Source organism: Moraxella osloensis (genome assembly GCF_001553955.1).
Classification (GTDB): Bacteria; Pseudomonadota; Gammaproteobacteria; order Pseudomonadales; family Moraxellaceae; genus Faucicola; species Faucicola osloensis.
In genome coordinates, this window is record NZ_CP014234.1 from 742,363 (window position 1) to 767,688 (window position 25,326).

Consider the following 25,326-nt stretch of genomic DNA (forward strand, 5'->3'; position numbering starts at 1 on the left):
ACTCATGAAACTCAATCACGAAATTATTGAAAAAAACACGGGTCTTTTAGTTATCCTAATCGTTGTGTCTATTAGCTTTGCCACTTTGGTAGAAATCGTGCCATTGATTTATACCAAAGAGGTTAACCAACCTTTGCCCAATATGAAGCCATGGACCGCACTTGAATTAGAAGGTCGTGATATTTATATTCGTGAAGGCTGTCACGTCTGTCATACCCAAATGGTTCGTCCTCTTCGGGCTGAAGTGGAACGTTATGGACCTTATTCGCGCGCTGCTGAATCCGCTTGGGATCACCCCTTCTTATGGGGGTCCAAACGTACTGGACCTGATCTTGCGCGGGTTGGTGGACGTTATTCTGATGACTGGCAACGCGAACATTTAATTAACCCACAATCATTAGTACCTGAATCTGTGATGCCACCATTTGCTTGGTTAGCAGAACGAGACGTTAACCCTCGAAAAGTGCAAGAAAAAATGCGTCTATTCCGCGACCATTTCGGTGTCCCATATAGCGATGCTGATATTGCAGCTGCACCTGATGCGGTACAAGGTAAAACTGAGCTCGATGCCGTTGTTGCGTATTTACAACAACTGGGCACTGCAATGAAAGGTCAACGTTAATGTTGGGCACATTACACAGTATCGCAACGGTCGCAGCGTTTATCGCCTTTATTGCGATTGTTTGGTGGGCTTACTCACCAAAGAATCGCAAACGATTTGAAGAAGATGCAAAACTTGCGTTAGATGACGAAGACCTAACAGACGCATCACAACGCAATAAGGATAAAAAATGAGTGGATTTTGGAGTTTTTGGATAACCCTATTTTCCATCGGTTGTTGGGCTTGGATTTTGTACTGGTTAGTCGGTGTATTGGGTTATCGCCCAAAAATGTCGGATGACGGTACCACAGGTCATGAATACGATGGTATCCAAGAGTTTGACCGTCCATTACCAAAATGGTGGTTAGCAATCTTTTGGGGTTCATTAGCTTGGGCATTACTATACATGCTATTGTTCCCATCAATATTGCCAGGCTCATGGAAAGGTATCACTACGGTAAAAGTAAATGGTCAAGATGTTCCTTGGACCAGTGCTAATGAATTAGCATCCGAACTTGAGCGCAATAATGCGGTATTTACTGGCACGTTCAATGATAAAATCTTAAAAGACAAAGCGGTAACGGCACAAATTGATAGCCTTGCTAAATTACAAGCGCAGCAAGCGAAAAATGCACAGCCCAATGCTGAATTAAAATCGCAAATTGATAAAGGTATTGCAGGGCTGGCACCTGCCGTTATAAAACTTTCTCAAGACCCGCAAGCGATTAAAATTGGTCAGCGTTTGTTTTTACAAAACTGTTCAGTGTGTCATGGCTCACAAGCGCGTGGTGCACCCGGTTATCCAAACTTGACGGACAATGACTGGATTTATGGCGGTAGCCCCGATAAAATCTTGTTAACCCTACATCATGGTCGCGTCGGTGGTATGCCAGCTTGGAAAGCGCAGATTGGTGAAGATGGTGTTCGCGCCGCAGCTGAATATGTACTATCACTATCGCCCGGTCATGGTTCAAAAGAAAATGGTCAGTTGAACCAAACTTTGGTTAATCAAGGTAAGGCTATTTATGATGCCAACTGTGCGGTATGTCATGGTAAAGATGGTAAAGGCAACCCTGATGTCGGTGCGGTGAATCTTACGGATGACATTTGGTTATATGGTGGCGACCGTGAAACGGTTCGTACGTCGATACGTAATGGTCGTGCCGGTGTGATGCCATCTTGGGATACCAAACTGGGTAACGAGCGTATTATGTTATTGGCAGCGTATGTCTATTCATTAAGCGATCACAAACAAGACGCTTCTGTGATGACGCCTCAAACTATCGTTAATAAAGAACGTGGTGCAGCCTCTACCCCAGTTGAAACTGCCAATGCGGTAAAATCTGCGGTTGCTAGTGCGGTAAAATAATTTTACTCTCCACTTAAAAAAGCGAGTTTAATCACTCGCTTTTTTATTGGGGATTGACTTGCCCCTCTTTACTTGCCTAGTTTTTCAAAGGCAGTTTCATCAAAACCAATGATTAACTCATTGTCTGAGACGACAATCGGGCGCTTAATCATACTTGGCTTAGCTACCATCATATCTAACGCAGCATCCACATTTTGCTTGATTTGGGCTTTTTGCGCATCGCTAAGTTTGCGGTAGGTTGTGCCTTTGGTGTTTAATACCTTATCTATACCTGCTCGCTTTACCCAATCGGCTAATGTCGTTTTGTCTATCGCCTGTTTTTTATAGTCAAAAAATTCATACTCCAAACCAAGCATGGTTAATTTATCAAACGCCTTTTTCATGGTGCTACAATTTTTGATACCGCAGATGGTGATGCTCATATTGGCTCCTTTTTTTATCGCAATTTTTACGGTTTTACGCTATGCTATGGGGCTTAATATACCTTCCCATTCAAATACTACAAATTCAGACCATTATGAGTAATTCAGCTTTTACCCGTCAATACCAACCCCAAGTTATCGAGCCCGCCCAACAACAAAAATGGGAACAGCAAAATCGCTATCAAGTAAACAATGCGGCATCTGATAAGCCGTCACGTTATTTGCTGTCTATGTTTCCCTACCCCAGTGGCAAGCTGCATATGGGGCACGTGCGCAACTACACGATTAGTGATGTGTTGAGCCGTTACTATCGGTTAAAGGGTTATGAAGTATTGCAGCCAATGGGCTGGGATGCGTTTGGTATGCCTGCAGAAAATGCGGCGATTGCCAACGCTGTCGCCCCTGCTGTGTGGACATTTTCAAACATTGATAATATGCGCGCACAGCTCAAATCATTAGGACTATCGATTGACTGGTCACGTGAATTTGCTACTTGTACGCCAGAGTATTACAAGTGGGAACAATGGCTATTTGTACAACTGTTCAAAAAAGGTTTGGTATACAAAAAACTCTCAACGGTGAATTGGGACCCTGTTGATAATACTGTCCTTGCCAATGAGCAAGTGGTGGATGGTCGCGGTTGGCGCTCAGGTGCGCTCATTGAAAAGCGCGAAATTCCCATGTACTACTTTAATATCACCGCCTACGCAGACGAGCTGTTAAATGATTTGGATAAGCTAGAAGGTCATTGGCCACAGCAAGTGATTACCATGCAGCGTAACTGGATTGGTCGCTCTGAAGGCATGGAAATTCATTTCCCCTATACCTTAAATGGTGAACAAAAAACCCTAGATGTATTCACTACCCGCCCAGATACCTTAATGGGCGTGACTTATGTATCGGTGGCAGCTGAGCATCCACTGGCAAAACACGCGGCTGCGACCAATCCTGCCCTACAAAGCTTTATTGAAGCCTGCAAAAAAGGTTCAGTTGCCGAAGCAGACTTAGCCAAAGCCGAAAAAATGGGTATGGACACGGGTCTGACTGTCACCCATCCGTTGACAGGTCGGCAAGTGCCTGTTTGGGTCGCGAACTACGTCTTAATGAGCTACGGTTCTGGCGCTGTTATGGCAGTCCCTGCGCATGATGAACGCGACTTTGAATTTGCCAATAAATACCAGTTACCTATCAAGCAAGTGATTGACCTAAAAGAAGAACTTAAGCAAGGTCAACAGTTTGATGCAACCACTTGGCAAGACTGGTATGGCGATAAGCAAAATGGCGTGGCTATTAACTCAGGCGAATTGGACGGTTTAAATTTTAAACAAGCCTTTGACAAAATTTTAACCCAACTTGAGCCAAAAGGCTTGGGTAAAAAAACCATTAATTATCGGCTACGCGATTGGGGGGTATCTCGCCAGCGTTATTGGGGTTGCCCCATTCCGGTTATCAACTGTGCAGACTGCGGTACAGTACCTGTTCCTGAAAGTCAGCTGCCTGTGGTATTACCTTTAGATGTAGTGCCCGATGGACGTGGCAATCCCCTCAACAATCTTACTTCATTTACCGATGTCAACTGCCCATGTTGCGGCAAGCCTGCCAAACGTGAAACCGATACCTTTGATACCTTTGTAGAATCAAGCTGGTATTACGCGCGTTTTGCCTCACCCAATTATAGCGATGGGATGATTAATAAAGTCGCAGCCGATAAATGGCTACCTGTGGATCAATATGTAGGCGGTGTTGAGCACGCCGTGTTGCATTTACTGTATGCGCGTTTTTTCCACAAACTCATGCGTGATGAAGGCTTGGTGCAGGGTGATGAACCCTTTGCCAATTTACTCACCCAAGGCATGGTCTTGGCGGGTACTTATCTTCGCGAAAATGCCGATGGCAGCAAATCCTATTACTTTCCAGAAGAAGTTGATATCCGCTACAACGACAAAGGTCAGCCCATTGAAGCGACCTTAAAAGCCGATGGTCAGCCTGTCAAAATTGGCAAAATCGAAAAAATGTCGAAGTCAAAAAACAATGGTGTCGACCCCCAAGCGACCATTGATCAATATGGCGCCGATACGGTTCGACTTTACACCATGTTTACCGCGCCTGTCGACCAGACGCTTGAATGGATTGACGATGGACTAAAAGGTCCGTATAACTTTTTGAAAAAAGTATGGCGTTATACTATCGAGCATGCCGAAACATTGGCGCAGCAATCTTTAACCGCAGCAACCTTATCGGTAACTGATACCCAGTCGCTTAGTAAAGCCGCTAAAAATCTACGCCGTAAAACACATGATACGATCGGCAAATTAGATGACGCGTTTGGCAAAAACTTGGCACTCAATACGCCTGTGTCATTTTTAATGGAATTGTCGAACGAACTCACCGCGTTTGACATTCATTCAGACAGAGATTTGGCGGTAGCCAATGAAGCACTTATAACATTATTGACCTTGCTCACCATGTACGCGCCGCACATGGCAGAAGTCCTACTTGAGCAGTTAGGGATTGATGTGATGACACTAACCTATCCCACCGTTGATACTTCAGCCTTGGTACAAGACACTATTACCATGGTGGTGCAAGTCAATGGCAAAATCCGTGGTCAAATGGATGTGGCGCCAAACAGTGACAGCGATTGGTTAAAAGCCGAAGCGAAACAACTCGACAGCGTCGCTAAATTCATCACCGGCGATATCGTCAAAGAAATCGTGGTGCCCAATAAACTGGTTAATATTGTGGTAAAAGCCTAATTGATTATAAGGGCTTATTGGCAACCTAAGCCCTTTTTGACCTTAAAGCTTTATAATAACTTGAAGCTTCATAATAAAGTGTTATCACAAGCAATACCGACAATCATAGATGGGTAACTAACAGACAGGTAACTATATGAATCAGCCATTTCTTCGTATCTTCCTAAGCAGTGTGTTACTGACGCAGCTACCTGCCTGTGGTTTTCATTTGCGCGGGTATGACGCGCCCATGTCACAAAATATCCCGACCACTGAGCTGATTTTTCACAATAGCCCAGAAGCCTATGCGGTTAAAAATGCGTTAAAAAAACAACTCGACCAGCTGAGCATTAACACCCAAGATAGGGTGATTGATAACAAGGCAGCCAACCAATCAAATACCGCCTTGCCTGCCAGTATTGAAGTCAAAAACATTCGCCTGCAAAACTACCAGCTACGCGGTATTTTGACCGAAATTCGTATGGTAATAAGCGCAGAGGTGAGCTATCGCGCCACTGAAAATGGTCAACCCCGCACGCTGACCAATACGATTCAAGTACAGCGCAGCTATCAGTATGACCAAGGCGTGGTAGCCACTGACAATCCCCAAGCAGAGCAAATTAAAGTATGGTTGTATGACAACCTGGCGCAGCGTATTGCTGACCAATATGTCGCACTGAGCCTTCCAAAAATCACCAAAGTGCCGACCGCAACTACCCCCTAACCTAATTGATACTTAATTGATAACACGCTGATGCAGTACAATTTTTTAAATGCCTTTCAACATCTCAAAAATAGGCAAGACCCCGCCACTGGGGTGTGGCTAATGCATGGCGATGAAGATTTGCTGTCACAGTGGCTGATAGAAAAAATGTCGCCAAATTGGCGGCAACATAATATGGCAATTTCGCGCATGGATATTACCAGCGCCAAATCATGGCAAGCGGTTTTGGCAGAGCTGAACAGTCTGTCACTGTTTGACGACAACAAAGCCATTATCGTTCATAGTAATCATAAACCTGATAAAGAGGCGTTAGCAGAATTAGCGCAATTTGCGACGAGCAATCCAAGCAATTGCTTAGTCATTATCAGTGATAAATACGATAAGAAAAGCCAAAGCAGTGCGTTTTTTTCGCTTTGCGATAAATTTGGTCAGGTCATCGAATGTCATCTTTATCAAGAACAGCAACGCGAACAACTGCTACAGCAACACGCGCAAGACTTTGGGCTCGAACTCACCAAACCCGCTTGGCAAATGCTAATGGCACAAACTCAGCATAATTTGCTAGCGGCTTACCAAAGTCTGTGGCGACTCTCCTATCTCTATGCTACAACAGATGCGAATCCCCCTACCCATTTTGTGACCATCGATGAGCCTCAGCTGTTTGATGGGTTGGTGAGTCAATCTATGTTTACCACCTTTGATTTATCGGATGCCATGTTGGCAGGTGATACCGCGCAGGTTGCAAAAATCTTGCAGCAACTCAAAGCCAGTGAAGAACCAGAGAGTCTGGTGTTATGGATGATAGCCAAAGATATGCGCAATATTTTAAGCTTGCAATCAGGGGCAAGCTATCAAAGCCTCGGCATTTGGCAAAGCAAGCAACAGCTGTACAGTAAAGCCCTGCATCGTCATTCCCATGACGCTACCCGAAACTGGTCGGATGCACTGTACCAAGCCGACCAAGCCATCAAAGGTCTGGTGCAACAACCGGCTTGGGAGCTGCTCTACCAACTCGCTTTTCGTCTAGCGGGTCAACCATTATTTCACTAGTTGCTTTAAAAGTTACTTTAAAAGTTGCTTTTAAAAATGCTCCGCAACCTTTGCAATCTTTGCAACCCTTCAAACAACCCGCCCATCAAATTACAATACAATCCACCACCCCCCAAATTTTTAATGCGTTTTTGTTACTCATAACATTCATTTTATAATCCAGCAAGATTATGTGGTTATAATTAAAAATCCTTTCGGCTTACCTGTTTTTATTGCAATTTATTCTCATTTAGCTTTTAATACTCCCTGTTACAAAGCTGTATTTATTTAATTTTTTTCAATTGTTTATCCCTTGATAAGGCTTGGCACGATGACCGCTACCCAAAAAAAATGGCTCAAATGGGCAATCTTAAGTTTGATCGTTATTTCGCTGGCAGCGTTAGCTTATTGGTACTTTAAACCCAAACCCCAAAAACCCGATTACATCACCGCCAATGTCGAACGTAGCGATATTGAGAACAGTGTGATGTCCACGGGCAAAATTGAAGGCATTAAACAAGTGGATGTGGGCGCTCAGGTGTCAGGGGAAGTGACAAAATTGTATGTCGAGGTGGGTGACACGGTCAAAAAAGGCGATGTTATTGCTCAAATTGACCCAGTTACCCTGCAAAATACCTTAACCACGCAGCAAGCTACCTTACAGCAAAGCAAAGCGAATTTGGAAAGTACCAAGTCCGCCTATCAGACCAAACAAGCCGCGCTTGCCACAGCGCGAGCCGACTTGAAAGGTAAAATAGCAACCTTGCAACAATCGCAAACAGAATACAATCGCCTAAAATCCTTGCTTGCCATGAATGCCATCTCCAAACAAGAGCTGGAGCAAGCGGATACCGCTGTCAAAACAGCCCAAGCCAATGTGGACAGCGCGAAAGAAGCGATTGCGACTGCCCAAGCAAATATTGCCTCATCGCAAGCCGATATTGTTAGTGCACAACAAACCATAAAAAAATCGCAAACGGACGTCAATACGGCTGAAAAAAATCTTGGATATAGCCAAATTGTTGCCCCGATGTCAGGCACGGTGATTTCTATCACCACCAAACAAGGGCAAACAGTAAACGCCAATCAATCAGCCCCCACCATTGTGACATTGGCAGATTTGAGCAGTGTGCGCGTGAAAGCCAAAATATCAGAAGCCGATGTCGTTAACCTAAAAGTAGGGTTGCCTGTTTATTTCAATATCATTGGACGCCCAGATAAGAAATACCAAGCCACACTGTCGACCATTGGACCTGCGCCCGATGGCACTACCGCCAGTGATTCATCGACGTCAACGGATTCAGCGATTTATTACATTGGTTATTTTACTGTCCCCAATCCCGATGGCGCGCTACGCATCAATATGACAGCGCAAGTCTATATTGTTGAAAACAAAGTCAATAATGTGCTTAGCGTACCGGCTGCAGCAATCAAAAATGACCCAAGAATAGGCAGTTATGTTGAAGTCGTACAAGCCGATGGTAGTACCAAAAAACAAGCGGTCAAAACAGGTGTCACCAATCGTATTACCACCCAAATTCTTAGCGGCGTCAACCAAGGGGATAAGGTGGTTGTGGGTCAAGCAGCGGTGAGTAAATCAAGTTCATCATCTAAAAATAACGGTCGTCCACCGATGATTTAGTCATCGGTAGATGAGAACCCTAGATTGTAAACGTTGATTGTAACCTATGACGCATGCTAACTGTGAGATACACGGCTGATGATAACGCAAGACACCAAACAACCTATTATGGAAGTGAAAGATTTAATCCGCGAATTCCCTGCAGGTGATGAAAAAATTCGGGTTTTACATGGGATTGACTTGACCATTTATGAAGGCGAAATGGTGGCAATTATCGGTCAATCAGGCTCTGGTAAATCCACCTTAATGAACATCTTAGGCTGCTTAGATCAGGCGACTGCGGGCAGTTACCACATCTATGGCAAAGCGGTGGACAAACTCAGCGCAGACGAACTTGCCGAGCTTCGCCGTGAACATTTTGGGTTTATTTTTCAGCGCTATCATTTACTCGGTGATATCAATGCTCAAGACAATGTCGCCGTCCCTGCCGTATATGCAGGGATGCCGGTGCGGCAACGTGAAGCGCGCGCCGCCCAATTATTAGACGACTTAGGGCTTGGGGCAAAAACCCAAAATCGCCCGAGCCAACTCTCCGGTGGTCAACAGCAACGTGTGTCTATTGCTCGTGCCTTAATGAATGGTGGCGACATTATCCTGGCTGATGAACCGACTGGGGCATTAGATAGCCAATCGGGCAAAGACGTGATGGCAATTTTGAGAAATCTAAATAGCCAAGGTCATACCATCATTATGGTGACCCACGATCCTTCTATCGCTGCCCAAGCCGAACGCGTGATTGAAATCAAAGACGGACAGATTCTTAAAGATTATTATACCGACAATAGATTTGATAAAACCAAAGCGGTTCAACACCTAAATTTTGCCAAAAAGTCTGGTGTTACCGCGTTTTTAGACCGCTTATCTGAAGCCTTTAAGATGTCTGTTTTGGCGATGAAAGCCCATAAAATGCGGACATTGTTAACCATGCTAGGTATTATCATTGGTATTGCCTCTGTGGTATCGGTAGTGGGTCTAGGGCAAGGCTCTCAACAAAAAATTCTCAATGATATCAGCTCCTTAGGCACCAATACTTTAACCGTACGAGATGGCTATAAATTTGGTGACCCTCGCCGCAAATACCATGATGATAATTTAACAGATGCCGATGCCAATGCTGTCGCAGAACAGCCTTATGTGCAAAGCGTCAGTCCACAAGTCAGCAGCAATACCGCCACCGCCCGTTACCGCGAAACAGAAGCTTCTGTGAATGTCAGTGGCGTGGGCAAAGATTATCTAACGGTGAAAGGCGAAAAACTCGCGCTTGGGCAAACCTTTAATGACAATAGTATTACCTCGATGACCCAAGATGTGATTATTGATGATAATGCAAAAACCGCCTTTTTTGCCAATGTCAGCGATCCCATTGGTGAAGTGATGTTGGTGGGTAGTGTGCCCGCTCGCGTCATCGGTGTATTGCAGCCGTCTGAGCAAGCTTTTGGTCCAAGTTCAGACACCCCTACCCTATATATGCCTTATACCACTGTGATGCATAGAATGGTTGGTACTAGTCATGTAGATAGTTTTATTGTGCTACTAAAAAATACTATCTCGTCTAGTGCCGCTGAGCAAGCTGTTTCTGATTTGATAGAGCAGCGACACGGCACCGATGACTTTCGTATTCAAAATTCTGATTCAATTCGTCAGACGATTGAATCCACCACAGGCACGATGACATTACTGGTTTCGTCGATAGCCATTATTTCTTTGATCGTGGGGGGTATTGGCGTCATGAATATCATGCTCGTCTCAGTTACCGAACGTACCAGTGAAATTGGTGTGCGCATGGCAGTGGGCGCAAGACAATCTGATATCATGCAGCAGTTTTTGATAGAAGCGATTTTGGTATGTATCTTGGGCGGGATTTTAGGTATTAGCCTAGCGTTTGGTATCGGCGCTTTAATTAACAAATTTGCAGGGGGTAATTTCCAAGTGGTGTATTCAACCACCTCCATTGTAGCGGCTGTGGTGTGTTCCACTCTCATTGGTGTGGTTTTTGGGTTTATTCCCGCGCGCAATGCCGCGAGACTCAATCCTGTCGATGCCTTATCAGGTGGTGAATAAAAGTTTTATCACCTAGTTAATTAATACCTAGTTAATCCACGTCTAGCCAATCAAGATTTATTTAATCAAGGCTAGATAAGTTAAAGGTATGATAAGTCGATGAATTTAAGCCGCTATCTTGATGCAAATCTTTGGTTGAAAAAATTGTGCAAAAAGGCTTGCAAACCAAGATTTAATGCGTATAATATGCACTCACTTAACGGCAATAGCCAAAATAAAAACGTTAAAAATCGTTTTTGATTGCCTTAACAGTTTTGGATCGTTAGCTCAGTTGGTAGAGCAGTGGACTTTTAATCCATTGGTCCCGCGTTCGAGTCGCGGACGATCCACCATATATTGCTTTGCAATTTTTTAATGCTTTAGCAAATCATAGATTTGCTCTTGCGAAGCTAAAAACGTCTCCCAGACGTTTTCTTAACGCTTCTCAGGATCGTTAGCTCAGTTGGTAGAGCAGTGGACTTTTAATCCATTGGTCCCGCGTTCGAGTCGCGGACGATCCACCATATCCAAAGCCCTTATCGAATTGATAAGGGCTTTTTTATACCCTTGATTTTGTAACGCTATGATTTAGGCTAGCAGTTTAGGTTAGAAAAATAAAAATCACCTAGTTGAACTTATCTTTGATTGTATCAAATAGCTTGCCTAACGTTTAGCAAAGAAAAAAGCCAAACCATTAAAGGGTTGGCTTTTGACAGCATCGCTGTCGGATGCTGTCGAGATAGGCTATGACTTTTAGTATAGCTTATTTTTGGTATGGGTAGTTAGGTGATGTACTTAATACATAGCCTGTTGCCCCGCCCGCTGCTGCACCGATTGCCGCAGCTTTACCGATGTCGTTACGGTTGCCATCTGATTTTGCCAGTGCACCTAATGCTGCACCCGCTACCGCGCCTTGCGTCGCCGCGCGAGAAGAGCCTTGGGTAGTGACGCGGTTGCCATAGGCATCAGTGGTTGCACACGCTGTCAATGCTGTTGAACCAACAAGTGTCGCAAGTACCGCAATTGTTTTAAGTGATTTCATACTTTTCTCCAGTAGGGTTTCCATTTGCAAAAATGTCAGGTGCTTTTAGCAACTTACGGAAGTTATATTAGCGTAAATTTTTTACCCTATTGTTATGAATAAAGACTGATTTATATGTGTTTTGTAAGTAACCTTACTATAGTTTGGACAACAAATAGCTTACTCAAGGTTGCGTTAACTTTTTCCACAATACCGAGCATATATTAAGCATGATAACTGTTTAATAAATCGGTGAATTGCGCTTCAGTGACCACTTTTACCCCCAGTTTTTCGGCATTGGCAAGTTTACTGCCCGCTTTTTCGCCTGCGAGCAGTGCGGTGGTCTTGGCAGAAACACTGCCTGAGACTTTTGCCCCTAATGCTTGCAGTTTGGCTTTGGCTTCATCACGTCCCATGCCTTCAAGCGTGCCTGTAATGACCCAACTTTGACCTTTAAGCGGTTGATTGCCTTCAGGCACTTGGCTGACAGGCTGCCAATGAATGCCCGCTTGTAATAATCGATTGATGACTTCGATATTGTGCTCGGCACGAAAAAACTCAAAAATCGAGTCTGCGGTTTTTTCACCGACATCGGGGGTTTTTTGCAAAGCTTCAATACTCGCTGCCATGAGCGGCTGCAAGTCGCCAAATTGCATGGCTAAATTCATCGCTGTGGTCTCGCCTACGCCACCAATACCCAACGCAAAGATAAACCGCGGTAAGGTCGTATCTTTACTTTTTTCAATGGCAGCTAGCATATTGTCGACAGATTTTTCCCCCAATTTTTCAAGGTTGATGAGCGCGTCGCGGTGATTGTTAAGCGTATAAATATCTGCGACATTTTTAACAATACCTTGCTCAAAAAAGTTAATCAACCAGCGCTCACCGAGCCCGTCGATATCCATCGCTTTACGACTGACAAAGTGAATCAGTGCTTCTTGTTGCTGGGCTGGGCAAAATAGCCCACCGGTGCATCGTGCCAGCGCTTCACCTTCTGGCATGATAACGGGTGAATCACACACCGGGCAATGCGTCGGCAGGCTCACCACTTGGGCATTGGCAGGGCGTTCATCTTGCCAGACGCGCGTAACTTTGGGAATGACATCACCGGCACGGTGTACGCTGACCATGTCCCCTGCTCGAATATCTAAACGCTGAATTTCACCGATATTATGCAGGGTCACATTGCTAACAGTGACGCCACCGACATTGACAGGTTCAAGCTTACCCACGGGCGTCAACTGACCTGTGCGCCCTACTTGCCATTCAATCGCATTTAGGCGGGTCATCACAGTTTCGGCAGGGAATTTATAGGCAGTTGCCCAGCGTGGCTCACGGCTTAAAAAGCCCAGTTGCTCTTGCAAGGCTAAACTATTGACCTTAATCACCGTGCCATCAATTTCAAAGGGTAAGCGACTGCGTTGTTCAATCACTGATTGATAATACGCTTGTAGCTGCTCGGCTGTTTGCACGATTTTGATATCGCTGATGCTAAAGCCCAACGCTTGTAGCCAAAAAAGCGCATCGGATTGGGTGGTAATCTCAGCGGGCAAGCCTTGATTAACGGAATAGGCATAAAACGCCAGCGGACGACTTTTGGCGATATTGGGGTCAAGTTGGCGCAAACTCCCTGCGGCGGCATTACGCGGATTGGCAAAGGTTTTCTCCCCTTTCGCTTGGGCATCCCGGTTGAGCTTGGCAAACCCCGCTTTGGGCATGAGTACTTCGCCACGCACTTCTAGCCGCGGTATATCAATCGCCAACTGCAGCGGAAGATTTCGAATAGTACGCACGTTTTGGGTAATATCTTCGCCCGTTTGACCATCGCCGCGCGTGACCGCTTGGGTCAACTGCCCGTTTTGGTACAACAATGAAACCGCAAGTCCGTCAAGTTTGAGCTCGACTTCATATTCGGGGTTTTGCTGATGGTCCGCCAAACGGTCATTGACCCGTCGCATAAAGTTCTGTAAATCGTCAAAGGTAAATAAATTACCCAGTGACAGCATAGGTATTTGGTGGGTGACTTGGGTAAAAAACGGCAACGGCTTGTCGCCTACTTGGTTGGTAGGGCTGTCGCTTTGTACCAATTCAGGATACGCGGTTTCTAATGCCACCAGTTCCTGGCGAAGTTGGTCGTATTCGCTATCTTCTAACAGCGGATTATCTAGGACGTAGTAAGCGTGGTTATGTTGTTTTAGCTGTGCAATGAGTTTGCGCATTTGCGCAGTAATAGCGGCTGTGTTCATAATCATGATGATTTAAAAAAGATAACGGATATTTTACAACAAAGTGATGGTTTACTTGGTCAATTTTTTCAGTCATCAGCTCAGTCAACACAATAAACATTTTGACCATAAAGCTTTTGATAATAAAACTTTTTACAATAAAAAAAGGCACTCACGAGGAGTACCTTTTTTTATTTTAGTAAAATCTATCGACCAAAATTAATGGCAAGCTCGCGCATGGCTTGGGTGTTTTCTTTGTTAATCGGCTCGCCTGTGTCGTCATACACGGTGGCATTTAAATCATTGGCAAGCAATCCTGCGATGCTCATCATGCTATCAAAGCCTTGAACAGGGCGTGGGTGTGGTAGTGATAAAAATAATACCAAGCCTTTCATGGTTTGCGTCGGTAGTCGATTGAGATCGAAAGGTGAAATACCCTCATTGTCAATCATCATCAGACTAAACCACAATAAGCCTGTACCGTCTTTGTTTTCGTAGCGGTGGAACATATTCATCGCACCAAACTTCAAGCCATATTTGTCAATCAGCTCTAACAAATAATCGCCTTTAATGTCGACAAACTGCTGATTGGGAAAAATACTGATGTTGATATTTTGAATGGCGTTATTGAGTGGGCTGTTTTGTTCTTCGTCAATTTGCGCTTGGATATGGGTGTCCAAAATTGGGCTGTTATCGGTAAAGCTGTCTTTTTTTAGCTGATTTTCATCGAAAGTATGCACGACCGGGGTGATAGTCTCTGTGGCATTGGCAAGCATGCTAAAAGCGTCGTTTTCGTTTTCCACAAATGTATGGGTTTCTGCCAATAATTTGTCGTTGGCAGATTTAGTAGCATTGGCATTGGCATTGGCATTGGCAAAACCGCCATTGGCTGGATAGTTGTCTAGGTGTAACTCGGTATCGTCCGCGCTTAGCTTTACTTCGCCTTTAGGATTGTCGGATGTAATTTCCGCTTTAAATAACTGGCTTTCTTGGGGCTCAGGACGCTGATGGCGTGGAATAATAGGTAGACCATCTTTGTCATGTTCAATCGCGTCAGTCGCTAATACATCTTGGTTTTTTTGACGAATGGATTTTAGTAGCGTGTAAATACCCCAAACGATAGCAACAACCGCTAGAATGATAAGAATAAGCTGAGTGATAGACATAAACAACGACCTTTGAGAAAGACGATAACGACCCTGTTTGTAGTGTAAAAATTTTTACATCGGTATTTTTGCCGTTATACTATCATGACTTCATAAAATCAGCTAGAAAAAACCGTGACAAGGCTTGACTTTTTGCGTATTTGACAGGTGAAAATCGCTTATGCCAAATAAGATTCCACCTCAGTCATATCGACACTGACCAACTTGGACACGCCCGCCGTTGGCATGGTCACACCTTTGAGCTCATCGGCAATTTGCATGGCAAGTTTGTTATGACTGATAAAAACAAACTGTACGTCTTTGGCAAGCTGCTCAATTAAGCGGGTAAAGCGCGCGACATTGGCATCATCGAGCGGCGCATCGACTTCATCGAGCACACAAAATGGCGCGGGCTGCTGTTTAAAAATGGCAAAGATTAAACTTAACGCAGTCAAGGTTTTCTCACCGCCCGACAACAGTGCCAGACGGCTGTTCTTTTTGCCTTTCGGCTGTGCCATAAGCTCTAGCCCTGACTGCCAGCCTTTGCCGCTGCCATCTTTGTCATTGGTATGGTCTGATAACACCAGCTTAGCTTGCCCGCCACCAAATACTTGGGTAAATAGCTTGTTAAGATCGATATTGACTTGGGTCAACATATCCATAAAAAGCTGTTTGGTTTGACTGTCAATCTGCTGGATAGCAAGTTGCAACTTATCAATACTGGCGGTCAAATCCGAGATTTGCTCAGCAAGGGGCGCTAAGCGGCTGTTCACTTCGCTGAGCTCAGCCACCGCGGCATGATTGACTGCCCCAAGATTAAGCAGCTGTGATGCTAACTGCTCGAGTTGTCGTTGTAGTTGTTCGCGTTTGGGGCTACCCAGTAACTCAATGTCGTCAGTTTTTGGTACGGCGATTTTGCGACTAGTCAATTGCTCACCAATCAATGCCACGTTTTGTTTTGCTAGTGCCCATGCGGTGTCGGTGGTGTGATATTGCTGTTGTAGTTGGCTCAACTGCTGCTGAGACTCTTGCACAGCCAATTGCGCTTGCTGCACCTTGGTTTCCATGGTTTTCAAGGTGATTGTCAATTGGGTAACGCTGTCATTGGCGGTTTGTAGTTGCGTCGAGTCCACCGCGAGTTGTTGTTGTAGCTGCGGCAAGCGTGCCTGCTGCTCGCTAATTTTATGACTCAGCAGCTGCTGCTCACTGGTGAATCTTGCTTGGTCTTGCAAAGCTTTGGCAAGTTGCTGCTCACTTGCGGTGATTTGCAATTGTCCGGTTGCCAGTGTTTGGGTGATGCGATTTTGTTGTTGTTCTAGCTCGCGCTGCTGACTGGCAAACTGGTTTAAGCGCTCATCGAGTGACTGGCGCTCGCTGATTTGCTGCTGTAATTGCGGTTGTAAATGCGAAAGCGTCTTGCTTAGCTCATAAAACCGCTGTTGCTCTTGCTGCAATTTGTCAGCAAAATCTTGCCCCTCTTGTTGTAGACGCTCGCTATCACTGTCGAGGCGTTTTTTATCTTGCGTAAGTTTATCGAGTGCGGATTGATAGCGATACTGCTGTTGTAGTTTTTGTTGCTGGCATTGCTGTTGTTGCTGGGTTAGGCTTAGCAGTTGATTACGCGCGGTTCGGTCTTGCGCTTGCCATTCTTGCAGACTAACCTTCGCTTGTTGCAAGCGATTGGCTAGACGCTGCAGTTGCGGTTGTTGCTGCGCTAAGTGTTCATCGAGCTGCCCAATACGGGCTTCATTCATCAACTGCTGGCTAAAACTGATAACCTGCTGACCCTCAGCTTGCAACAAATGGCTTAGGTTAATCAGCAGCTGCTGATTACAAAGTATCAGCTGTTGCGCTGAGGTCTGCACCAGCAACCAATCGCCTGTTGGCAAGCTATCGAGCAGCCCTTTATCCTGCACCTCTGCCCAGTCAAGCGGCGTCGCACTGATCCAAACCTGCTGAAAAATAGCCAGATTGGGCGCCGCAATCAAAGCAGACAGTGGCAAACAACCTTCTATTAGCTGACTGTTCGCTGGGTGATTTTTCGAGATGTTAGCTAAAGTTGATTGATTATCAATAAACACTGCATGGTCATGGATAATTTGGGCAAAATCTTGGTCAGCCGCGATAGACCATTTGGCAAATACCGTAACTAGGGTATCAAAAATATTGGCATACCCCTTACCTGTTTCGGTCAATTGCAGTTGACTGATAAGTTTTGGCAAACTGCTAGTGTGTTCTTGATTGGCTGACTGGTGGATAACTTGGGCAAGGGCAGTTTCTTGTTGTGCTAGCAAATTTTGGAGTGTCGCTTGCTCGGTTTGCCACGCTTGGTACTGCTGCTCAGCTTGGCGATGCTGACGGGTTAAGCTGTCAACTTCATCGGCTTGGTCAGCGATAGATTCTTGACGGGCGATGATATTGGCTTCAAGACGTTCAATCTCATCACTGAGTCTCGTCATTTGCGTATCTAGTTCGTTATTCTCAAACGCTGCAAATTGCTGGTCAAATGCGGCCTTAGCAGTCTGCCATGCCAATACGGCTTTGTCATGTTCGCTTTGGCGCTGTTGTTGGCGCTGTTGCTGGCTGGCATGGTGTTTGAGGGCATTTTCACTGACGGCAAGATTTTTTTCTACGTCTTGCTTTTGCTTATTTAATGCCACTAAATTTTTCGCAATGTGCTCACGCTGCTGTTTGCAATCATCTTGCTCCTCACGCAATTGCTGCAACTGTGCGGTGAGCTGTTCAAGCTGGTTGGGCAAGCCTTCAATACGCATTTGTGCTTGCTGTTTTTGTGCTTGCAATTCTTGTTGATACTTGGCAAAACGACCCAGCTCAACATTGAGGATATTCAGGCGTTGTTGGTCATTGGCAAGGGCTTGCTCAGCTTGTTTCAGTAGACTTTGGGTTTCATGCTGCTGCTGCCAATAATCCTTAGCAAGATTTTGCTGGGTCTGTAGAGTCTGCTGTTGCTCAGTCAGAGCCTGCTGGGCAAGTTGCTGCTGCTCGATTAATCCTTCAATCAATACTTGCTGGGCATCCACGCGCTCACGCATCGCTTGAAAATCTGCCGCGAGTGTTTGCTGTTTTTGCCATGCCTGCCCATAGTCATCAATGAGTAGCTGCTCACTGATTGCTTGCTGCGCTTGTTGCCATTGCTGGGCTTGTTGTGCTGTTTTGGCTTGTTTTTCTAGGCGTTTTTGTTGGCTGGTCAGTTCGCTGACCATATCATGTAGCCGCGCCAAATTATCGCTTGCGGTATCGAGCTGTTTTTGGGTGTCATCACGCCGGCTTTGGTAGCGCGACACGCCCGACGCCTCTTCGATAAACTCTCGTAGCTGCAGCGCATTGGCATCAATGATGCGCCCTATCATACCCTGCTCAATCACCGCATACGAGCGGGCGCCAAGACCTGTGCCCAAAAAAATATCGACCACATCGCGGCGACGCACTTTGGTGCCATTGATAAAGTAATCGGATTTGCCTTCTTTATTGATTTGCCGACGTACCGATAATTCTTGATACAGATTGAGCGCGTGGTGGATGCCGCTGCTACCATCTTCGCCGCGGGTATGTTCAAATACCAATTCTACGCTTGCCAAGCTTTTGGCGGACTTGTCTTCTGTGCCTGCAAAGATGACATCACTCATCGCGCCGCCACGAAGCTGCTTGGCGGAGGATTCACCGAGCACCCAGCGGATGGCATCAATCACATTGGATTTGCCGCAGCCGTTGGGCCCGACAATCGCGGTGATGGTTTTGGGGAAATGAAACGTTGTAGGATTGGCAAAAGATTTAAAGCCTGCCAGTTTGAGCTGTTTTAACCGCATGTTGCTAAAGTGTAGGTATCAAAAAAAGGCGCTTATTTTAGCAAATTTTTAGCGATTATTCATTAAATCTATGCTGACTTGATCTATGCTAACTGGGTACACACAAATCAGACTAAACCTGCTAAGCCCTTAAACTGATAAATCTGCCATGGCATAAAAAAAAGCATAAAAAAAACCGCTAAGTGGCTTAGCGGTTTTATAGGCTGTTGGTTAATATTATTTTGCCGGTGACGCAGTAGCAGTCGCGGTATTCGCCGTTGCAGTTGCGGTATTGGCAGGTACAGACGCTGTTGTGGTGGTGGTTGTCGTGGTGGTGGTTTCAGTCTTGGCTTCTTCTTTCTTACCACAACCCACAAGGCTGATGACCGTCACTAATGCGATTAATAATTTATTCATAGCTTTCTCCAAAAACGGTTAATGTAATCATCCATCTGATAACTTAATAGTCTGATAACTATACGATCCCAATAACTATATCAATCAGTATCACTGAGCTAATCAGTTTATAAAATCTCAACTTAATTTTATCAAGACGTCATGGCATTTTATGCGTTTTCTGACCGTTTGGATAGCGGCTGTGACGATTTTTTTTAAGGGTTTTATGTAAATATTTATGCGTATCATCAGTCAATACACTAAATTTTACCCACGCCATTGTGTGCTACAATGATTATTAAAAATCAACCATTAAAAATTAACCACTAAAATTTAATCGCTAAAAATTTTTAAAAGAACTATTGCTATGTCTATGCTGCTCTCCTCACCCAATGTTCAAGCCGTTCGCGCTTATTTACTTGATTTACAAGACCGTATTTGCCAAGCGCTAGAACACCAAGAAGCCACTGGCGGCTTTAATCTATATGCTGAAGGTGCCAGTAATGCCAAATTTGTCGCCGATGTTTGGGAAAGACCCACTGAGCAAGGCACCCATCAAAATTTGGGCGGTGGTCGCTCCAATGTACTCCAAGGTGGCAAAGTGATTGAAAAAGGCGGGGTGATGTTTAGCCACATTGTTATCAACCATCTGCCAGCCACCGCCACCGCTCGCCACCCTGAACTTGCCGGTCGCCAAGCACAAGCACTCGGTGTCTCGCTGGTGATTCATCCGACCAATCCCAACGTGCCAACCAGTCATGCCAACGTGCGCATGTTTATCGCAGAAAAAGAAGGCTACGAGCCGATTTGGTGGTTTGGTGGGGGCTTTGATTTGACGCCGTTTTATCCCGTGATGGAAGACTGTGTGCATTGGCACCAAGTGTGTCATGATTTGTGCGCGCCGTTTGGGGCAGACGTTTATCCCAAGTTTAAGACGTGGTGCGATGAGTATTTTTATTTAAAGCATCGTAACGAACAACGCGGCATCGGCGGCTTGTTTTATGATGATTTGAACACGCTTAGCATGGGTTGGGATTTTGATAAGTGCTTTGCCTTTATGCAGGCGGTAGGTGACGGCTATCTTAAAGGTATTCTCCCGATTTTTGAGAAACGCAAACACACGCGCTATAGCGAGCCGCAGCGTAATTTTCAGTTGTACCGTCGCGGTCGCTATGTCGAATACAATCTGGTGTATGACCGCGGTACTTTGTTTGGCTTGCAATCAAACGGGCGCATTGAGTCGATTTTGGTCAGTCTGCCGCCGCTCACTGGCTGGGAATATGGTTATGAGCCTCTGGCAGGAACGCCTGAATTTGAACTTACGGATTTTTATCTAAAACCCAGAGATTGGCTAAATCTCAAGGCTTAACAAAACGCAATCTTAATAAAAAACAATAAAAAAGGGCAATCACAGTTGCCCTTTTTTTAATGGGCGATTAACCCATTAAGTTTGGTTGTACGATTTCTATCCAGTAACCATCTGGATCCAAGATGAAGGCAATATCTTTCATCATGCCTTCTTCAGGGCGTTTTTTGAAGGTGACTTGATGTTGCTCAAACCAAGCAACCGCTTCTTGCAAATTTGGCACGGCAAAACAAATATGCCCAAATCCTTGTGGTTCGCTATTGCCACTATGATAGTGAAACTCTGCATCAGACTCAGTGCCATAATTATGGGTCAATTCTAGCACCCCTGGCTGACTAAAGGTGAATGCTGCTAGCGCGGCGGTATCGGTTGGCAAATTTGCCACCTGTTCATCGGTGAGCTTTGCCAAAAAATACAAATCAAATTCCGCTTGTGGGTAGCGTTTGGTTTGTAGTAGCGTCATGCCTAATACATCTTGATAAAAAGCCAAAGACACTTGCGGGTCTTTCACCCTAAGCATGGTGTGATTAAAGACAAACCCATTGGTAGCGGACAAGTTTGACATAGTGATCCTTATTGTAATATGCCTCTAAAAGAAAAAACCTTAAAAGAAAAAGATGTTGACTAAAGTTCATTAATAGCGAGAATTTGCCAAAAATTCAATACTGTTTAATTTTAATTAACTTTTGGATAAAAATATAGCCCTTATTTCTCATAACATCATTGCTTATAAAATCATTGCTCATAACATTACGCTTAGGTAAGTTGCTCAATTCGCTATTTACTATTCAATATTCGCTATTCAATACTCGCTACTCAATAAAAGTCACTTTACCGGTGTCCAAATCATACACTGCCCCAACAATAATTAAGCTACCATTATTAACCGCATCTTCAAGAATACGAGAGCCGTGTTTGAGCTGGGTGACTGACATACGCACGTTGGCTTTAATGCCTCGATTAATCAACTCTTGCTCGTCAATGTCTTGTCCATTGGCGGTATAAATTTCATGCAAGTTGTAAACACTGGGACGGATACGGTCAACAATCGAACGTAAATTGGGCGAAAACTGCTGATCAGGATTGATCAGTGTCTCCACACAAGCCGTCACCGCGCCGCAATGGGAATGACCCAACACCACGACTAACTTGGTACCGAATTTCTCAGCGGCAAACTCAACCGAGCCAATCTGAGACGGCGCGACCACGTTGCCTGCTACACGAATGACGAATAAATCACCCAAACCTTGATCAAAGACAATCTCAGCGGGGACGCGCGCATCAGAACAACCCAAAATAATCGCAAACGGTTCATGCACGTGGGTGAGCGCATTAGACGCTAGCAAGGTTGATTGGGGGTTTTGCACATTCTCTACGAATCGTGCGTTGCCTTGTTTGAGCATCTCGAGCGCTTGCTCGGCAGTTTCTGGACGCGGTAAGTGACTGTTTGGCATTTGGTTTTCTCCTTTCACCCTGTGATAATAACGAAATTTTTGATGATATAAAACGCGATATTTTTTATCATTTTAAACTTTTTAAAACTCAAAATTTTTTTAAGATGGTTCTATAGCTACTATAATACCTCATCGCCTGCCACAGCAATATGCCCATCGGCTATTTGGTTCTTGACTTCCTCCCCTCCCTATCGTTCGGGGATTCCTGCTCCCAGACGGCCAAGCCCGACCGCAAGAATGTTCCGACTGGCATTAATATCTCTATCATGCCATGTGCCACACTTCGCACAAGTCCATTCTCTTATTCGCAAGCCTGCTCTACCTTTCGGACTATTGCGGTCAAATTGACCGCAACACGAGCAAGTTTGGGTAGTGTATTTCTCATTCACGATTTCAAAACGGCAACCTGCGTTCTCGCATTTATAGGTCAATTGTCGTTTGAGTTCAAACCAGCCTGCATCGTAAACCGATTTGGCGAGTTTGCCTTTTTTACTATTAAATTGATTACTCTGAATATCACCGACCACGATTAGCGCATTATCTTTAACTAATTGGGTGGTGAATTTATGGATGAGGTCTTGGCGTGTGTTTTTGATTTTGGCATGAATCGCTTTGACACGCTGTTTGTTTTTAGCTCGTTGAGCAATGGCTAACGCTTTAGCATATTTGAGCGTTTGCTTGATGGTGAGTTTGTCGCCATTTGAGGCGGTAGCACTGTCTTTAAGCCCTAAGTCAATGCCTACACTGCCTGTACCGCATTGTGTCTTGGGGTAGTCTTTGACGGTGATACAGGCATACCAACGGTTACGGCTGTCTTGTACCAATTCGCATGTGTTGATTTGGTATAGGCTAAGGTTGTAGCTGTCCCATAGGTCGATGATTAGCTTTTGCCCTTTGGCTAAACTAAGCTGTAAGGTGGATTTTAAGCCTTTTTTACCTGTTTGGTGTGTGGCGATGTGTTTGATGGCAGATTGTTTAAACGGTAGCCAGCCTAATGATTTACGTTTTGAATTTGGGTTGTTGGTTCGCCAGTTTAGTTTGGCTTTTTTGAATTGGCGACGCGATTTGGCGTGGGTTTCATTGATGGCTTGGATAGTTTGAGAATGTAAACCAAGTAACTCACCGCTACCTTTGGTGTATTCGTTTAGGTCGTAGGCTGAAAAGAACTTGCCAGTACGCTTAAGATGCTCATAGCTTAACGCATTAACGTAGTTCCATACGAAATTAACCAAACCACTTAGGCGGTTAAGCTTTGCTGTGTGTTTATCTCGTATGCGTAGCTTGAGTGTTTTCATGCAAATTATTTTAGCAAAATTTATGCAAGCGTTATAGTGTACAAGTTGCCTTATATCCACCGCCTAAAGTCGGTGGTTTTACGGCAACGGCTGATAAAGACTGAGCGCGTCGATGGAATTCGGACGTTGGCTGATGGCAGCCAAGGTTTTTAATGGGTACGCCTTACGCTGCTGTTTGCCAAGTGCAATACTATCTGCTTGGCTTAGAAGCTTGCCTTGGTAGCGATGGCGCGTCAAATCCACACACTGAGCATGCTGTAAGGATTTGGGCAAAGCAATAGCGATGGGCAGCGCGGCTGTTGCGTGTGTTGCTATTTTTTTGGTCGCTGTTTCTTTAGCGGCTGGTTTTTTTGCGGGTATTTTTTTAGCCGTGGTTTGAGAAGCCGTATTGTTTGCACCTGCTTGAGTGGTTGTTGTTTGGGCATTTGTTGTTTCAGTCGTTGGGTCTTGAGGCTTTTTTTTGTTAGGCATGGCGTGTCTCTTAAATTTTCAATAGGTAATCTTCAATCATTCACTGGCTAAATTATCATCACATAAAAGTCGCTCAAGCTTGCTATTTTAATGGCTTTGGTAAAAAGTTACGTTGCTTATTTGTGCCAAATCAACCTCTTATTATCCACTAAAATTTTATGAACAGCAGGTCAATTTTCAGTAACATTTTTTAATTTTAGCCGTTATACTGAACGCAACTTTTAACTGTATTTTCACAGGTGAAACTATCGAAAAACTCTGTATTTATGTTGTCATGCTGATTGCGCTTTGACCCTACATAAATATGCCATTTTAGCCCGCTATTTTAGCCTTGCCGTGAGATTGTGCCTATGTCTGCATCAACGTCCGCATCAACGCCACAAACCACCCTAAACGCACCATCAGATATGCCTGATAGCGCCCAGCCGACCAACCAAAAACCGGTACTACTACAAATCCGTCATTTATCCAAATCTTATGGCGATACCCAAATTTTGCAAAATATTAATCTAGATATTTATGACGGGGAGTTTTTGACGCTGCTAGGGCCTTCTGGCTGCGGCAAAACTACCCTGCTACGCTTGATTGGCGGGTTTGAGCTGCCCAATGCCGGTAGTTTGCAGTTAGAAGGGGTTGATATTGCAGGCTTACCTGCGGAAAAACGTCCGATTAATACGGTGTTTCAGCAGTATGCCCTGTTTCCGCACATGAATGTGTACGACAATATCGCTTATGGACTAAAACTTAAAGGCGTACCCAAAACCGAAATCGACCAGCGGGTGCGTGAAGCGCTGGCAATGGTACAACTTGACCATACCATCAATCGCCGTCCGCAAGATTTGTCGGGGGGTCAGCAGCAGCGTATCGCCATCGCCCGTGCCGTGGTGAATCGCCCAAAAATGCTGCTACTTGATGAACCTCTATCAGCGCTCGATGCCAAACTACGTGAGCAAATGCAATCAGAACTCAAACGCTTGCAGCGTGAACTGGGTATTACTTTTGTATTCGTGACCCACGACCAACAAGAAGCCTTGTCGATGTCTGACCGGATTGCCGTCATGAAAAACGGCGTATTCCAGCAAATTGATACGCCCATTGGTATCTATGAATCGCCTGCCAATCTATTTACCGCAAGCTTCATTGGCGAAACCAATTTGTTTAAAGGTAAAGTGCTAGAGGTCAACCCAGCCACCATCAAAGTGGAAGTGGTCGAGCAAAATGACGGCTTTCATCCGATTCGTGAATTGCCCCGTCCAAAATTTGACGTGCAAGTCGGTCAAAATGTCAACTTACTGCTGCGCCCTGAAGATATCCGCGTGTACTACACCCATGAAGCTCATGAAGGCTTAATCGGCAACGTGGTAGACAGTGCCTACAAAGGCAGTACCCTAGATTCTGTGATTCGATTAAAAAACGGCAATATCGTCAAAACGTCAGAGTACTTTAACGAAGACGATCCGAATTTTAACTATAAACTGGGTCAAGAAGTGCGTATTGACTGGGTCGATGGTTGGGAGTGGATTTTGCCAGATGAATAATACTACTTCACCTTCGACCTCTAGCGTTTCGGCTGCTAACACGCCTG

The 25,326-nt window shown here is 44.9% G+C and carries 20 protein-coding genes and 2 tRNA genes; 12 read left to right on the forward strand and 10 right to left on the reverse strand.

Annotated elements, in window-relative coordinates:
- Positions 1-4 precede the first annotated feature (4 nt).
- From ccoO to ccoP, 3 genes are read left to right on the forward strand one after another with little or no spacing between them, the layout of a single operon-like run.
- Complete coding sequence (gene ccoO, locus AXE82_RS03215) at positions 5-622, forward strand: cytochrome-c oxidase, cbb3-type subunit II (protein WP_062331367.1); 618 nt, start codon at positions 5-7, stop codon at positions 620-622.
- Complete coding sequence (locus AXE82_RS03220) at positions 622-795, forward strand: cbb3-type cytochrome oxidase subunit 3 (protein WP_036597952.1); 174 nt, start codon at positions 622-624, stop codon at positions 793-795. The genes ccoO and AXE82_RS03220 overlap by 1 nt, the downstream gene beginning before the upstream one ends.
- Entirely contained in the window at positions 792-1,970 is a 1,179-nt protein-coding gene (gene ccoP, locus AXE82_RS03225; RefSeq protein WP_062331369.1) for a cytochrome-c oxidase, cbb3-type subunit III, read from the forward strand. The genes AXE82_RS03220 and ccoP overlap by 4 nt, the downstream gene beginning before the upstream one ends.
- Positions 1,971-2,038: 68 nt before the next feature.
- Here the strand turns inward: ccoP and AXE82_RS03230 are convergent, their stop codons facing one another.
- On the reverse strand, positions 2,039-2,392 hold the full coding sequence (locus AXE82_RS03230) for a Spx/MgsR family RNA polymerase-binding regulatory protein (protein ID WP_062331371.1): 354 nt from the start codon (positions 2,390-2,392) through the stop codon (positions 2,039-2,041).
- Between the two features lie 95 nt (positions 2,393-2,487).
- Here AXE82_RS03230 and leuS point away from each other — a divergent pair, with 95 nt between their 5' ends.
- From leuS to AXE82_RS03265, 7 genes are all read left to right on the forward strand, one after another.
- Positions 2,488-5,148 carry a leucine--tRNA ligase gene (leuS, locus tag AXE82_RS03235; RefSeq protein ID WP_062331373.1) on the forward strand — a complete coding sequence of 887 codons (2,661 nt, stop codon included), beginning with the start codon at positions 2,488-2,490 and terminating at the stop codon, positions 5,146-5,148.
- Between the two features lie 136 nt (positions 5,149-5,284).
- Complete coding sequence (locus tag AXE82_RS03240; RefSeq protein WP_062331376.1) at positions 5,285-5,851, forward strand: LPS-assembly lipoprotein LptE; 567 nt, start codon at positions 5,285-5,287, stop codon at positions 5,849-5,851.
- Between the two features lie 30 nt (positions 5,852-5,881).
- On the forward strand, positions 5,882-6,901 hold the full coding sequence (gene holA / locus AXE82_RS03245; RefSeq protein WP_062331379.1) for a DNA polymerase III subunit delta: 1,020 nt from the start codon (positions 5,882-5,884) through the stop codon (positions 6,899-6,901).
- 310 nt (positions 6,902-7,211) lie between these two features.
- A complete protein-coding gene (locus AXE82_RS03250; protein WP_062331382.1) occupies positions 7,212-8,522 on the forward strand; it encodes an efflux RND transporter periplasmic adaptor subunit in 1,311 nt (436 codons plus the stop codon).
- Between the two features lie 78 nt (positions 8,523-8,600).
- Entirely contained in the window at positions 8,601-10,583 is a 1,983-nt protein-coding gene (locus tag AXE82_RS03255) for a MacB family efflux pump subunit (protein ID WP_062331386.1), read from the forward strand.
- A 256-nt stretch (positions 10,584-10,839) separates the two neighbouring features.
- A tRNA-Lys gene (locus AXE82_RS03260) sits at positions 10,840-10,915 on the forward strand.
- 95 nt (positions 10,916-11,010) lie between these two features.
- Positions 11,011-11,086 (forward strand) — tRNA-Lys (locus tag AXE82_RS03265).
- Between the two features lie 239 nt (positions 11,087-11,325).
- Here AXE82_RS03265 and AXE82_RS03270 read toward each other — a convergent pair.
- The 5 genes from AXE82_RS03270 to AXE82_RS12240 all read right to left on the reverse strand — a co-directional run bounded on the left by AXE82_RS03270 (position 11,326) and on the right by AXE82_RS12240 (position 19,176).
- Positions 11,326-11,604 carry a hypothetical protein gene (locus AXE82_RS03270; RefSeq protein ID WP_036601927.1) on the reverse strand — a complete coding sequence of 93 codons (279 nt, stop codon included), beginning with the start codon at positions 11,602-11,604 and terminating at the stop codon, positions 11,326-11,328.
- 203 nt (positions 11,605-11,807) lie between these two features.
- The gene (gene ligA / locus AXE82_RS03275; protein WP_197931481.1) at positions 11,808-13,829 is read right to left on the reverse strand and encodes an NAD-dependent DNA ligase LigA; all 2,022 of its coding nucleotides are present in this window, start codon (positions 13,827-13,829) and stop codon (positions 11,808-11,810) included.
- A 185-nt stretch (positions 13,830-14,014) separates the two neighbouring features.
- On the reverse strand, positions 14,015-14,974 hold the full coding sequence (locus AXE82_RS03280; protein WP_062331391.1) for a cell division protein ZipA C-terminal FtsZ-binding domain-containing protein: 960 nt from the start codon (positions 14,972-14,974) through the stop codon (positions 14,015-14,017).
- Between the two features lie 158 nt (positions 14,975-15,132).
- A complete protein-coding gene (smc, locus tag AXE82_RS03285) occupies positions 15,133-18,780 on the reverse strand; it encodes a chromosome segregation protein SMC (protein ID WP_062331395.1) in 3,648 nt (1,215 codons plus the stop codon).
- A 216-nt stretch (positions 18,781-18,996) separates the two neighbouring features.
- Complete coding sequence (locus AXE82_RS12240; protein ID WP_062331398.1) at positions 18,997-19,176, reverse strand: hypothetical protein; 180 nt, start codon at positions 19,174-19,176, stop codon at positions 18,997-18,999.
- A 352-nt stretch (positions 19,177-19,528) separates the two neighbouring features.
- On the opposite strand from AXE82_RS12240, the gene hemF reads away from it, so the two are divergent.
- Entirely contained in the window at positions 19,529-20,524 is a 996-nt protein-coding gene (gene hemF / locus AXE82_RS03295; RefSeq protein ID WP_062334739.1) for an oxygen-dependent coproporphyrinogen oxidase, read from the forward strand.
- Between the two features lie 67 nt (positions 20,525-20,591).
- On the opposite strand, the gene gloA is transcribed toward hemF, so the two are convergent.
- From gloA to AXE82_RS03315, 4 genes are all read right to left on the reverse strand, one after another.
- Positions 20,592-21,086 (reverse strand): lactoylglutathione lyase, encoded by a 495-nt coding sequence (gene gloA / locus AXE82_RS03300; protein ID WP_062331401.1) that lies wholly within the window; start codon positions 21,084-21,086, stop codon positions 20,592-20,594.
- Positions 21,087-21,333: 247 nt separating this feature from the next.
- Entirely contained in the window at positions 21,334-21,975 is a 642-nt protein-coding gene (locus tag AXE82_RS03305) for a carbonic anhydrase (RefSeq protein WP_062331404.1), read from the reverse strand.
- Positions 21,976-22,163: 188 nt separating this feature from the next.
- A complete protein-coding gene (locus AXE82_RS03310) occupies positions 22,164-23,270 on the reverse strand; it encodes an RNA-guided endonuclease InsQ/TnpB family protein (protein WP_062331406.1) in 1,107 nt (368 codons plus the stop codon).
- Positions 23,271-23,348: 78 nt separating this feature from the next.
- Positions 23,349-23,741 (reverse strand): hypothetical protein, encoded by a 393-nt coding sequence (locus tag AXE82_RS03315; RefSeq protein WP_062331409.1) that lies wholly within the window; start codon positions 23,739-23,741, stop codon positions 23,349-23,351.
- 350 nt (positions 23,742-24,091) lie between these two features.
- On the opposite strand from AXE82_RS03315, the gene potA reads away from it, so the two are divergent.
- Entirely contained in the window at positions 24,092-25,279 is a 1,188-nt protein-coding gene (gene potA / locus AXE82_RS03320) for a spermidine/putrescine ABC transporter ATP-binding protein PotA (protein ID WP_228140541.1), read from the forward strand.
- Positions 25,280-25,326 lie beyond the last annotated feature (47 nt).

Bases quoted from the DNA above. Each gene is read 5' to 3' on its own strand.
- ccoO (WP_062331367.1), top strand. From the start codon at position 5: ATGAAACTCAATCACGAAATTATTGAAAAAAACACGGGTCTTTTAGTT.
- AXE82_RS03220 (WP_036597952.1), top strand. From the start codon at position 622: ATGTTGGGCACATTACACAGTATCGCAACGGTCGCAGCGTTTATCGCC.
- ccoP (WP_062331369.1), top strand. From the start codon at position 792: ATGAGTGGATTTTGGAGTTTTTGGATAACCCTATTTTCCATCGGTTGT.
- AXE82_RS03230 (WP_062331371.1), bottom strand. From the start codon at position 2,392: ATGAGCATCACCATCTGCGGTATCAAAAATTGTAGCACCATGAAAAAG.
- leuS (WP_062331373.1), top strand. From the start codon at position 2,488: ATGAGTAATTCAGCTTTTACCCGTCAATACCAACCCCAAGTTATCGAG.
- AXE82_RS03240 (WP_062331376.1), top strand. From the start codon at position 5,285: ATGAATCAGCCATTTCTTCGTATCTTCCTAAGCAGTGTGTTACTGACG.
- holA (WP_062331379.1), top strand. From the start codon at position 5,882: ATGCAGTACAATTTTTTAAATGCCTTTCAACATCTCAAAAATAGGCAA.
- AXE82_RS03250 (WP_062331382.1), top strand. From the start codon at position 7,212: ATGACCGCTACCCAAAAAAAATGGCTCAAATGGGCAATCTTAAGTTTG.
- AXE82_RS03255 (WP_062331386.1), top strand. From the start codon at position 8,601: ATGATAACGCAAGACACCAAACAACCTATTATGGAAGTGAAAGATTTA.
- AXE82_RS03270 (WP_036601927.1), bottom strand. From the start codon at position 11,604: ATGAAATCACTTAAAACAATTGCGGTACTTGCGACACTTGTTGGTTCA.
- ligA (WP_197931481.1), bottom strand. From the start codon at position 13,829: ATGAACACAGCCGCTATTACTGCGCAAATGCGCAAACTCATTGCACAG.
- AXE82_RS03280 (WP_062331391.1), bottom strand. From the start codon at position 14,974: ATGTCTATCACTCAGCTTATTCTTATCATTCTAGCGGTTGTTGCTATC.
- smc (WP_062331395.1), bottom strand. From the start codon at position 18,780: ATGCGGTTAAAACAGCTCAAACTGGCAGGCTTTAAATCTTTTGCCAAT.
- AXE82_RS12240 (WP_062331398.1), bottom strand. From the start codon at position 19,176: ATGAATAAATTATTAATCGCATTAGTGACGGTCATCAGCCTTGTGGGT.
- hemF (WP_062334739.1), top strand. From the start codon at position 19,529: ATGCTGCTCTCCTCACCCAATGTTCAAGCCGTTCGCGCTTATTTACTT.
- gloA (WP_062331401.1), bottom strand. From the start codon at position 21,086: ATGTCAAACTTGTCCGCTACCAATGGGTTTGTCTTTAATCACACCATG.
- AXE82_RS03305 (WP_062331404.1), bottom strand. From the start codon at position 21,975: ATGCCAAACAGTCACTTACCGCGTCCAGAAACTGCCGAGCAAGCGCTC.
- AXE82_RS03310 (WP_062331406.1), bottom strand. From the start codon at position 23,270: ATGAAAACACTCAAGCTACGCATACGAGATAAACACACAGCAAAGCTT.
- AXE82_RS03315 (WP_062331409.1), bottom strand. From the start codon at position 23,741: ATGCCTAACAAAAAAAAGCCTCAAGACCCAACGACTGAAACAACAAAT.
- potA (WP_228140541.1), top strand. From the start codon at position 24,092: ATGTCTGCATCAACGTCCGCATCAACGCCACAAACCACCCTAAACGCA.